This is a genomic window from Neobacillus drentensis, from assembly GCF_036962125.1.
Taxonomy (GTDB): domain Bacteria; phylum Bacillota; class Bacilli; order Bacillales; family Cytobacillaceae; genus Neobacillus; species Neobacillus drentensis_B.
Genome location: NZ_JBALOA010000019.1, coordinates 80294 through 92054, shown reverse-complemented (window position 1 = coordinate 92054; position 11761 = coordinate 80294). Strand labels below are relative to the sequence as shown.

Annotated in this window: 12 protein-coding genes and 1 tRNA gene; 1 reads left to right on the top strand and 12 read right to left on the bottom strand. The window is 40.3% G+C overall.

What is annotated here, in order from left to right:
* Positions 1–153 precede the first annotated feature (153 nt).
* The 10 genes from secG to V7121_RS17460 form a co-directional block, all read right to left on the bottom strand.
* Complete coding sequence (gene secG / locus V7121_RS17505; protein WP_335501038.1) at positions 154–387, bottom strand: preprotein translocase subunit SecG; 234 nt, start codon at positions 385–387, stop codon at positions 154–156.
* Positions 388–534: 147 nt separating this feature from the next.
* A complete protein-coding gene (eno, locus tag V7121_RS17500; RefSeq protein WP_335500997.1) occupies positions 535–1833 on the bottom strand; it encodes a phosphopyruvate hydratase in 1299 nt (432 codons plus the stop codon).
* A gap of 25 nt (positions 1834–1858) precedes the next feature.
* On the bottom strand, positions 1859–3394 hold the full coding sequence (gene gpmI / locus V7121_RS17495) for a 2,3-bisphosphoglycerate-independent phosphoglycerate mutase (protein WP_335500995.1): 1536 nt from the start codon (positions 3392–3394) through the stop codon (positions 1859–1861).
* Positions 3387–4148, bottom strand: a complete 762-nt coding sequence (gene tpiA, locus V7121_RS17490) for a triose-phosphate isomerase (RefSeq protein WP_335500993.1) — start codon at positions 4146–4148, stop codon at positions 3387–3389. Before tpiA ends, gpmI begins: the two co-directional genes overlap by 8 nt.
* Positions 4149–4174: 26 nt before the next feature.
* Positions 4175–5359, bottom strand: a complete 1185-nt coding sequence (locus V7121_RS17485) for a phosphoglycerate kinase (protein ID WP_335500991.1) — start codon at positions 5357–5359, stop codon at positions 4175–4177.
* Between the two features lie 154 nt (positions 5360–5513).
* A complete protein-coding gene (gap, locus tag V7121_RS17480; RefSeq protein ID WP_335500989.1) occupies positions 5514–6521 on the bottom strand; it encodes a type I glyceraldehyde-3-phosphate dehydrogenase in 1008 nt (335 codons plus the stop codon).
* A gap of 53 nt (positions 6522–6574) precedes the next feature.
* On the bottom strand, positions 6575–7597 hold the full coding sequence (locus V7121_RS17475) for a sugar-binding transcriptional regulator (protein WP_335500987.1): 1023 nt from the start codon (positions 7595–7597) through the stop codon (positions 6575–6577).
* A 128-nt stretch (positions 7598–7725) separates the two neighbouring features.
* The gene (locus V7121_RS17470; protein ID WP_335500985.1) at positions 7726–7989 is read right to left on the bottom strand and encodes a glutaredoxin family protein; all 264 of its coding nucleotides are present in this window, start codon (positions 7987–7989) and stop codon (positions 7726–7728) included.
* Positions 7990–8003: 14 nt separating this feature from the next.
* On the bottom strand, positions 8004–9326 hold the full coding sequence (gene rpoN / locus V7121_RS17465; protein WP_335547304.1) for an RNA polymerase factor sigma-54: 1323 nt from the start codon (positions 9324–9326) through the stop codon (positions 8004–8006).
* A 123-nt stretch (positions 9327–9449) separates the two neighbouring features.
* Positions 9450–9521 (bottom strand) — tRNA-Arg (locus V7121_RS17460).
* Positions 9522–9725: 204 nt separating this feature from the next.
* On the opposite strand from V7121_RS17460, the gene clpP reads away from it, so the two are divergent.
* Positions 9726–10337 (top strand): ATP-dependent Clp endopeptidase proteolytic subunit ClpP, encoded by a 612-nt coding sequence (clpP, locus tag V7121_RS17455; RefSeq protein ID WP_335500960.1) that lies wholly within the window; start codon positions 9726–9728, stop codon positions 10335–10337.
* 92 nt (positions 10338–10429) lie between these two features.
* Here the strand turns inward: clpP and V7121_RS17450 are convergent, their stop codons facing one another.
* Both V7121_RS17450 and whiA read right to left on the bottom strand, forming a co-directional pair.
* A complete protein-coding gene (locus V7121_RS17450; RefSeq protein WP_026567793.1) occupies positions 10430–10687 on the bottom strand; it encodes an HPr family phosphocarrier protein in 258 nt (85 codons plus the stop codon).
* Positions 10688–10806: 119 nt separating this feature from the next.
* Positions 10807–11757, bottom strand: a complete 951-nt coding sequence (whiA, locus tag V7121_RS17445; RefSeq protein WP_335500956.1) for a DNA-binding protein WhiA — start codon at positions 11755–11757, stop codon at positions 10807–10809.
* Positions 11758–11761: the final 4 nt, after the last annotated feature.

Below are 11761 nucleotides of genomic sequence, written 5' to 3'. Positions count from 1 at the left end.
GAAGGACACTAGCCGCTAGGGCGCTGGAGCTATACAGTAAACTAAATTCAAAAAACTTTTACTTTCTTATCTTTTAAGAAAAGTGGAAGCTCTCTCATCTTTATCTTACCTAAATAAAAAACCTGGCGCATGCGGCCAGGTTTGTGTGAAAGCTTAAATTTGAAAGTAAGTCACTGCAATAGCAAGCAGGATAAACAAAACTGCTAATACAATCGTAATACGATGTAGAATCAAATCAAGTCCCCTTGCTTTTTGTTTACCAAAAAGAGATTCAGCACCACCAGAAATGGCACCAGATAATCCAGCGCTTTTACCTGATTGAAGTATAACCACACCAATAAGTCCGATACTCACGATTACTAATAAAACTACTAAAAATGTATGCATAAAGGCCACCTCCTGTAGTCGATACAATTCACAGTATATTAAATTTATCATATTTTGTCGGTTAAAACAATAGTCCTTAGTGTCACTTTGGTGACCTTTATATATAAAAAGGCACACATCCGAAAATGTGCGCCTAAGTCTAAAATATTATTTGCTTAAGTTGTAGAATGTCTTCTTACCTAAATATTGTGCAGTTTCACCTAAGTTATCTTCAATACGAAGCAATTGGTTGTATTTCGCAACACGGTCCGTACGAGAAGGTGCACCAGTCTTGATTTGACCTGCGTTGGTTGCAACCGCAATGTCAGCAATTGTGTTGTCTTCAGTTTCACCAGAACGGTGAGAGATAACAGCTGTGTAACCAGCGCGTTTTGCCATTTCAATCGCATCAAATGTTTCAGTAAGCGTACCAATTTGGTTTACTTTGATAAGGATTGAGTTACCAATTCCTTTTTCAATACCTTCAGCCAATTTACGTGTGTTAGTAACAAATAAATCATCACCAACTAATTGAACTTTTTTGCCTAGGCGCTCAGTTAGTAACTTGTGGCCTTCCCAGTCATTTTCGTCTAAACCGTCTTCGATTGACACGATTGGGTATTTAGAAGAAAGCTCTTCGTACCAGTCAACCATTTCTGCAGATGTCTTGACAACACCCTCACCAGCAAGATGGTATTTACCGTCTTCTTTGTTGTAGAACTCAGAAGATGCAGCATCCATCGCAAGCATAACTTCTTCACCTGGCTTGTAACCAGCTTTTTCGATTGCTTCAACAATCGTTTGAAGAGCTTCTTCGTTTGATCCTAAGTTTGGTGCAAATCCGCCTTCGTCACCAACTGCAGTGTTAAGGCCTTTACCTTTAAGAACAGACTTTAATGTGTGGAAAATTTCTGCACCCATACGAAGCGCTTCTTTGAAGTTTGGAGCGCCAACAGGCATGATCATGAATTCTTGAATATCAACGTTGTTATCTGCATGTTCCCCACCGTTTACAATGTTCATCATTGGCACTGGAAGCTGCTTAGAGTTGAAACCGCCAAGGTATTGATATAAAGGGATATCTAAGTAGTTTGCTGCAGCATGTGCAACGGCCATAGACACACCAAGGATCGCGTTTGCTCCTAATTTTCCTTTGTTATCTGTACCATCAAGTTCGATTAGAGCTTGGTCGACAGAAACTTGGTCTAAAACGCTGAATTCTTCGCCGACAAGATGTGGCGCAATAATTTCATTTACGTTGTCAACGGCTTTTTGAACACCTTTTCCAAGGTAACGGTCTTTGTCTCCGTCACGAAGTTCAACAGCTTCATATTCACCAGTAGAAGCTCCACTTGGAACCATTGCGCGTCCAAATGCACCTGATTCTGTAAATACTTCAACTTCAACTGTAGGGTTACCACGGGAATCTAATACTTCACGAGCGTATACGTCTGCAATAAATGGCATGTAAAATCTCTCCTTAAAAATTAAATTAGTTTTTTATTAATGATGTTCCAGTCATTTCCACTGGTTTTTCAAGACCCAATAAGTCTAACATAGTTGGCGCTAAATCCCCAAGAATTCCTCCGTCTCGGAGTTGAATTCCTTGTTTTGTCACAATTACCGGCACAGGATTGGTCGTATGTGCTGTCATTGGCTCACCTTCAAGTGTGATTACCTCATCAGCATTTCCATGGTCAGCGGTAATAATGACGGAACCGCCTTTTTCAAGAATTAAATCAACGATTTTCCCTAGGCATTCATCAACGGTTTCGATTGCCTTGATGGTTGGCTCTAGCATACCAGAATGACCCACCATATCCGGGTTAGCAAAGTTTAGTAAAATGGCATCAAATTTATCCGCTTTTATTTCTTTAAGTAAGGCGTCTGTCACTTCATAAGCACTCATTTCTGGCTGAAGGTCATAGGTTGCCACCTTTGGAGAGTTGATTAAAATCCGCTCTTCACCAGGGAACTTTTCCTCACGGCCGCCACTCATAAAGAAGGTAACATGCGGGTATTTCTCAGTTTCAGCAATTCTTAATTGCTTCATGTTGTTTTGGGCTAGCACTTCACCAATGGTGTTATCTAAATTGGTTGGTTTGAAGGCAACATATCCATCCACCGATTCACTGAAGTGAGTTAAGCATACGAAAAATAAATTTTTCGGATGTTTTGGCCCGCGGTCAAAAGAGCGGAAGTCTTCGTTTGTAAATGTATTAGAAATCTGAATCGCACGGTCAGGACGGAAGTTATAGAAAATAACGGCATCATTGTCCTGAATAGTCGCAACAGGCTGCCCATCTTCTTTTGTAATCACAGATGGGATCACGAATTCATCAAAGATTCCATGAGAATAAGAATCTTCTACTACATCTAAAGGATTCGAGTAGGTAGGACCTTCGCCATAGACCATTGAACGGTACGATTTTTCGACGCGCTCCCAGCGTTTATCACGGTCCATAGAGTAGTATCTCCCTGAAATCGTAGCAAATTCACCTACACCGTATTCTTTCATTTTATCCAATGTTTCTTGGATAAATTTAGCTGCAGTTTTCTGTCCAACATCGCGGCCGTCAAGGAATGCGTGCACATATACTTTTTCGACGCCTTCTTCTTTTGCCAGCTTCAAGAGGGCGAACATATGTTGAATATGGCTATGGACCCCGCCATCTGACAATAATCCAAATAAATGAAGGGCTGTGCCATTTTTCTTCACATGCTCCATCGCCCCTGTAAAGGTTTCATTTTTTTCAAATTCACCTTCACGAATCGCAATGTTCACGCGTGTTAAGCTTTGATAAACAATTCGGCCAGCACCAATATTTAGGTGGCCAACCTCGGAGTTACCCATTTGACCTTCTGGGAGACCCACGGCCTCACCAGATGCTGTTAAATGAGAATGTGGATACTCGCTCCAAAAACGATCAAAATTCGGTTTTTTTGACTGCGCGACCGCATTCCCTTTTGTTTCGCCCCTACATCCAAAACCATCAAGGATAATCAGAGCAACGGGAGATTTACTCATAACTGCCTGCCTCCAATAGTTGTAAGAAGGATTGTGCTTCAAGGCTTGCTCCGCCTACTAATGCACCATCAATATCAGGTTGTGCCATGTATTCTTTAATGTTCTCTGGCTTCACACTGCCGCCATACTGAATTCTTACTGCATCGGCAACGTCTTGCGAGAATTGTTGAGCTACTACCTGACGGATATGAGCACACACTTCATTCGCATCAGCCGATGTAGAGGATTTGCCTGTACCAATTGCCCAAATAGGTTCATAAGCAATGACCGTTTGCTTTACTTGCTCTTCAGTTAGTCCAGTTAACGCTTTCGCTACTTGGTCACCAACTAGTTGGTTTGTTTCACCATTTTCACGCTGTTCTAATGTTTCTCCACAGCATACGATTGGAGTCAAGTTATATTTAAAGGCTGAAAGAGCCTTCTTGTTCACCGATTCATCGGTTTCATTAAACATTTCGCGGCGTTCTGAGTGTCCGATAATTACATATTGAACAGCAAGGTCAGCAAGTGCTTTCGGGCTGATTTCGCCGGTAAATGCTCCACTTTCTTCAAAATGCATGTTTTGAGCACCGATTTTTACATTGGTACCTTCAGTTACTTCGACAAGACTCTGTAAAAATAATGCAGGTGCGCAGATGACGGAATCCATTTTTTCTGGTGCAGGTACAAGACCTTTTACTTCTTCTGCAAAGCTTTTTGCCTCAGAAAGCGTTTTGTTCATTTTCCAGTTTCCTGCAATAATTGGCTTACGCATACTTGAACATCCTTTCGTGATTTAACTTATTTATCGTTTAAAGCAACTACTCCTGGCAGGGCTTTGCCTTCCATAAATTCAAGGGAAGCGCCGCCTCCAGTGGAGATGTGGCTCATTTTATCGGCTAAGTTGAACTTTTCAACCGCCGCTGCAGAATCTCCACCGCCAATGACTGAATATGTACCCTCTGCTTCGGCAAGTGCTTCCGCCACTGCTTTTGTGCCGCCAGCAAACTTATCGATTTCAAATACGCCCATTGGACCATTCCAAATAACTAATTTTGATTTTTGAATGACATCACGGTAGATTTCAGCTGTTTTTGGTCCGATATCAAGTGCTTCCCAATCCGCTGGAATTTCTTCAATTGCGACCACTTTTGAATTAGCGTCTGCAGAGAAATCATCCGCAACCACGGCATCCACAGGCATATAGAAATTAACGCCTTTTTCTTTTGCCTTTTCAATAAATGATTTGGCAAGATCAATCTTATCTGCCTCTAGTAACGATTTTCCAACCTCATGGCCTTGTGCCTTCACAAACGTATAAGCAAGTCCACCGCCAATGATTAAGTTATCGACTAATTCTAATAGATTTTCAATAACACCAATCTTGTCCTTTACCTTCGCTCCGCCGATAATCGCTGTAAACGGACGCTCTGGGTTGGAAAGGGCTTTACCAAGCACATCCAATTCTTTTTCCATTAAAAGACCTGAAACAGCCGGTAGAATATGCGCAATTCCTTCAGTTGAAGCATGGGCACGGTGTGCAGCACCAAAGGCGTCATTTACATAAACATCAGCTAGCTCTGCAAAAGATTTCGCCAATTCAGGATCATTCTTTTCTTCACCTGGATAGAAACGAACATTTTCAAGGAGTAGAACATCGCCTTCGGTCATCGTTTCAATCATTGCTTTCACAGAATCGCCATACGCTTCATCTGCCTTCTTCACATCTTTACCAAGCAGTTCAGAAAGTCTGACACCAACTGGAGTTAAACGCATTTCTTCGACTACTTTTCCTTTCGGACGGCCGAAGTGACTGGCTAAAATGACTTTAGCACCTTGATCAACTAGGTATTGAATCGTTGGAAGTGCGGCACGAATCCGCGTTTCATCGGTTATTTTCCCATCCTGCATTGGGACGTTAAAATCCACCCGGCAAAATACGCGTTTACCTTTTACATCGACATCTTTGAGAGTTTTCTTATTCATAAAGGACCTCCGGTAGAGTATTGGTTTTTAGAAAATGTCGTCAAAATCAATAAAAAGGGGAGGGGGGCACATACTCCCCGCTCCCCTTTGGAAAACCTTTGTTATGATCAACTTCTTATGATTGGCAAACAATCATAAGTCCGTTTTGAATATATTAAAGTCCTTTTTGTGCAAGGTAGTCACAAAGGTCAACAACGCGGTTAGAGTAACCAACTTCGTTATCGTACCAAGATAATACCTTAACCATGTTGCCTTCAAGAACCATGGTAGATAATGCATCGATAGTTGAAGATACAGTAGAACCATTGTAGTCAGTAGAAACTAATGGAAGGTCGCTGTATGCTAAAATGCCTTTTAATGGGCCTTCAGCTGCTGTTTTTAATGCTGAGTTAATTTCTTCAGCTGTTACATCTTTTTCTAACTCCATAACTAAGTCAACGATTGAAACGTTTGGAGTTGGAACACGCATTGCCATACCGTTTAATTTACCTTTAAGTTCTGGTAAAACAAGAGCAACGGCTTTAGCAGCACCAGTTGAAGTTGGGATCATGTTTTCAGCTGCTGCACGAGCACGACGGTAGTCCTTGTGTGGCAAGTCAAGAATTTGTTGGTCATTAGTATAAGAGTGAATAGTTGTCATCATACCGCGCTTGATTCCAAAAGTATCATTTAATACTTTTGCAAATGGAGCAAGACAGTTAGTTGTACAAGAAGCATTAGAAATAACATGGTGGTTGTTCGCATCGTATTTGTCTTCGTTAACGCCCATTACGATGGTGATATCTTCGTTTGATGCTGGAGCAGAGATGATTACTTTTTTCGCACCTGCTTCAAGATGTTTCGCAGCATCTTCACGCTTTGTGAAACGGCCTGTAGATTCGATAACTACGTCAACGCCAAGACCGCCCCAGCCTAATTGTGCTGGATCGCGTTCTGCAAGAACCTTCACTTTGTGTCCGCCAACTACTAGGTATTCACCATCAACAGTTACATCTTCTGCAAGAGTTCCGTGAACAGTGTCATATTTTAAAAGGTGTGCAAGCATATTTGCATCTGTTAAGTCATTAATCGCAACGATTTCCACATTGCTATTGTTCAAAGCCGCACGAAATACGTTACGACCAATACGTCCAAATCCATTAATTCCAACTTTTACTGACATGATAAATTTCCTCCTTTAAATTGGGTAAGGATGTTTTTTATTTTAAAAAGGATTTACCCTTTTAATAACTTTTTCGCTGCACCTTCATCTGTAATTAATATCGTCGATGCTGGAGCTTTTTTTAAATATGCTTTAATTGCCTTCGCCTTGGAACTTCCACCTGCTACCGCAATAACATTAGGAATGTTGACTAAATCTTCTAATTGCAGGCCAATTGTTAATACCTTATGAACAATTTCGCCTTGTTCGTTAAAATAATAGCCAAATGCTTCACCCACAGCCTGTTTACTTTCCAGATGGCTAAGAATCTCAGCGTTCGTTTTTCTTCGCTCAGCCATTGTGATAGCATCTCCAATTCCATGGAGAACCATGCTAGGCGATTTAATCAAATTCAAAACTTCATGAATGCCGGGTTCTTTAATAAGCGATTCGTAGATATCCGTACTGACTTGATCAGGAACATAAAATACTCGATGTTTAGAATGGGTGTTTCTTGACATGATTGAGCAAATCGTATTCGCCTGATTTTGAACATCCTCACCTACTCCGCCTCTGGCTGGAACAAATAGAAGTTCTTTTTGAGGTGACTCTGGTGAGAGTCTCTCTGCGACAGCAGCCATCGTTGAACCGCCAGTTACAGCAATGATATTTTTTCCGCTAAAAAGCTTTTTCATGCACACCGCACAGGCTTTACCAAGTTCACCTTTCGCCATAAGCGAATCATCGCTATCGCCAGGTACAATAATGACCTTTTTAATGCCCAGTTTGTGCTTCAATTCCAGCTCCATCACATCAATGCCCTTTAGCTCACGCATAAACTCTTCCAAGTCTTCTAGTAAATTTTTCCCTTCAGGAGTTAAACTCATTCCCACATTATTGGTGTAAATTAAATTTTGCTCCCGTAAGAAATCCACTTCACCACGAAGGACTCGTTCGGTGTACCCCAGGCTGCCCGCTAAGCTTCTTCTTCCTACCGGCTGCATAAAACCTATGTATCTAAGGATAGAATATCTTTTTTGGAGAACCTGAAGCAGGTCGGGTAATAATCTCTTTTGGATATCGATAAATGATTGCATGAATCACATGCTCCTTTATTATATGTAGTTGGTCTTAAAATGTCCACCATAGACATATTATGTCCCACTACCTCGAAAAAAAATCACCCCTGCTACGTTTTTTATTGTAACAGGAGTGAAAAGCTATTTCAACTATTAAGATTAGCTTTTTTTTCTTGCAAACGGTTACTTATGTCAAATTTATTAATAACGCCAAAACCAGCTTCTACTCCATCAATTTGAACGACAGGAATCATTAACCCATATTGTTCGGTTAGTTCATCACTGGATTCGATATCAAATTCTTCTAAAATGAAATCATAGTCTTTATTAAGTTCAAGCAGCATGGACTTGGCTTTATCACAAAGCGGGCAGCCCTTTCTGGTGTAAAACGTAATTATTGTTTGCTCCATTATACTGTTTCCTTTCATTCAAACCTTTTTCTTTTTGCAGAGGAGGGGATCCCCAACTGATCCCGGTATTTAGCAATCGTCCTTCTTGACACCACCATGCCTTCCTCTGTTTTTAATCGTTCGACAATATCCTGATCAGAAAGCGGTTTTTGTTTATTCTCTTTTTCTATTAAATTGCTTATTTTCTTCTTAACTTGTGAGGACGAGGTATTTTCTTCATCCGAAACGGTTTGTATGGTGCTGGTAAAAAAAGATTTTAACGCAAATGTTCCATTGGGTGTTTGCACATACTTTTCCCGAACCGCCCGGCTGACAGTCGATTCATGAATTTCAAGTTCTGTGGCAATCTCCTTCATCGTCATCGGTAGTAAATAGTTTGTTCCTTTTTGAAAAAATGCAACCTGCTTCTCAACTATTTTTGCAATAACTTTTGTCAGAGTTTCTTTCCGCTGCTCGATACTTTTTTGAATCCATTGATAATCCTGGAGTTTATCCTGCAGAAAGCGGTTTACCTGTTGGTCTTGGTTTTTGAATTTTTGATAATACTGTTCATTTAAGCTGATCCTTGGCAGTGTTTCATCTGACATTCTTATTGTTAGTCCCTCAGCCGATTGTTCGATTATCGCATCAGGAATAATATACGTTGTGGCTTCTTTTCCTAAAATAGCTCCCGGCTTCGGATTCAAGGATTGAATTTGGTCGAAAATATCTTGGATCTCCTTAAGGGATACCTTTAGTTCTTTTGCAATCAGCTTCCATTTCTTTTCAGCAAATGGAATGAAGTATTCAGAGATAATCTTTTGGGCTAACTCATTATCAGGATTTAAATAATAGAATTGCATCAATAGGCACTCTTGCAGGTTTCTTGCACCAATCCCCGCTGGCTCTAGTGTCTGGATGATGGCCAAACATTCCTCTACTAATTCCTCCGTTACTTTCAGCTTGTGGGATATTTCGACCAGGTCCTCTAGGAAGTAACCGTTTTCATCTAGATGTTGGATTAAATAACGAATGACTCTTAATTGTTCTGTCGATAAATTAGTTATTTTTAATTGAGAAAGTAAATAGTCTTCAATAGAAAATGGCTTGTCGGCAATTTGTTCAATCCAGTCTTTTTCCGCTTTTTGGTGCTTGCGCCGATTGCGGTCTATGAGTGGATTCATTGGTTTAATATTGCCCTGTTCTATTTGCAATAGGGGATTTTCAAGTGCCTTATCTTCTAAAAAAGCAGTTAACTCATGGGCAGAGTACTGCAACAATGCAATCGCCTGCGATAATTCCTGTGTCATCGCCAATTTTAATGTTTGCTGTTGCCATAAGCCGGCCTTTAAGTTCATACGTATTCCCCCCCTGAATCTATTTTACACGATGGAAGGAAATTCGGGAAAGAAAATAATTATCAAGGAACAACTTTAAAACATAAAAAAACCCCTATTTATAAAAATAGGAGGTCCTTTTGATGCGCTCGGCAGGAATCGAACCTGCATTTCAAGCTTCGGAGGCTTGCGTGCTATCCGTTGCACCACGAGCGCTAAATTGTAGCGACTTATATAGTATATGCTAGTTTCCCTCACTTTGCAAGCATAGATTGGTTTTAAAAAGGACAAAAATGGTTATGCTGAATGAGGGAAAGTTGTCGAACATTTTTAAGGTCGAATTGTTTGACCTTTATTGACCATCAGTGTATGATAACTATACATATTACTATTACCTTTACAATCAAAGGAGGAAGAAACATGAATTTGATCCCTACAGTTATTGAACAAACAAACCGGGGCGAGCGTGCGTATGACATTTATTCTCGTCTATTAAAAGACCGGATTATTATGCTCGGAAGTGCCATCGACGATCATGTCGCTAACAGCATCGTAGCACAGTTATTATTCCTTGAAGCGGATAACCCAGAAAAGGATATTTCACTATATATCAACAGCCCAGGCGGAAGCATCACTGCTGGAATGGCCATTTATGATACAATGCAATTTATTAAACCAAAGGTTCAAACGATTTGTATCGGTATGGCGGCATCTATGGGTGCATTCTTACTTGCAGCTGGTGAAAAAGGCAAGCGTTATGCCCTTCCAAATGCAGAGGTCATGATTCACCAACCACTAGGTGGTGCTCAAGGACAAGCAACTGAAATTGAAATTGCGGCCAAACGAATTCTATTCCTTCGCGAAAAATTAAATGGTATTTTAGCAGAACGGACCGGCCAGTCCCTTGAAGTCATCAGCAAAGATACTGACCGCGATAACTTCATGACAGCAGAACGTGCGAAAGAATATGGATTAATCGACCATATCATAACTCGTAATCTAATTGATGACGAGAAAAAAAATAATAAATAAGAAAAGCGCAAGCAACCGACATTTGTCCGGTTGCTTTTTTTGTTCTCCGAGAATGAAAAAACCGGTTCCAATTGGACCGGCCCTCATATATGTTATTGTTCTTTTTGGATAAAATCAGCTAATGCTTCAATTGCAGACGCTTCATCATCGCCATCTGCAACGATATCAATCATCACACCCGAGCCAACCGCAAGGCTCATTAAGCCCATAATACTTTTTGCATTGACTTTCTTTCCATCTTTCTCTAGGAAAATATCAGCTGAAAACCGGTTTGCTTCTTGAACAAAAAGAGCTGCTGGACGCGCTTGAAGACCCGTTTTTAATTTAACTTCCACTTGTTTCACTAACATTAGACAATTCCTCCTCATGATTTTTAGTCTATTTTTATTGGAGCTTGTTCCAAATATTTTATTCTTGCAGACCTCATTTATATGTTATGGCTTTCACATATACGCCTGCTCGAATGATCCTACTCTTTTACAATCATATCCCCTGCACGTAGCCTGTCGGCAATCGCATCTATTTTTCTCAAGCGGTGATTAATGCCAGATTTGCTAATCGTCCCACCAGAGACCATTTCCCCTAATTCTTTAAGAGTCACATCCGTATAGTTCAAGCGGAGTTCCGCAATTTCTCGTAATTTTTCGGGTAAGATTTGCAGACCCACCGTTTGGTTGATGTAACGGATATTTTCGACCTGTCTAATCGAAGCACCGATTGTTTTATTAAGATTGGCGGTTTCACAATTTACCAAACGATTCACGGAATTACGCATATCACGAACAATTCGTACATCTTCAAAATGGAGAAGTGCATTATGTGCCCCGACAATATTTAAAAACTCGGTTATTTTCTCCGCTTCTTTTAAATAAGTAATATAGCCTTTTTTACGCTCAAGGGTTTTACTATTTAGTTCAAATGTATTCATCAATTCGCATAAAGAGTCGTTGTGTTCCTTATAAAGCGAAGCAATTTCTAAATGATAAGAAGAAGTTTCTGGATTATTAACAGAACCACCTGCTAGAAATGCTCCGCGGAGATAAGAACGCTTACAACATTTCTTTTTTATCAGTTCTGGTGAAATATCATGAATAATTGTAAAACCTTCTCCAATAATTTTCGTGTCCTCGAGGATTTCCTTCGCCTGTTGGGATAAACGGACAATATAGACGTTGTTTTTTTTCAACCGCATCTTTTTCCGAACAAGCAGCTCCACTTGGACATCGTAACTCTTTTTTATTAACGTATAAATTCTTCTGGCAATCGCAGCATTTTCGGTTTGAATATCAACAACTAACTTACGGTTTGAGAATGAAAGGGAACCATTCATTCGGATAAGAGCGGATAGTTCTGCTTGAATACAGCACGGCTTGACTTCTAAGTTAGTTAATTCTTTTTTCGTTTCCGAAGCGAAAGACATCCCT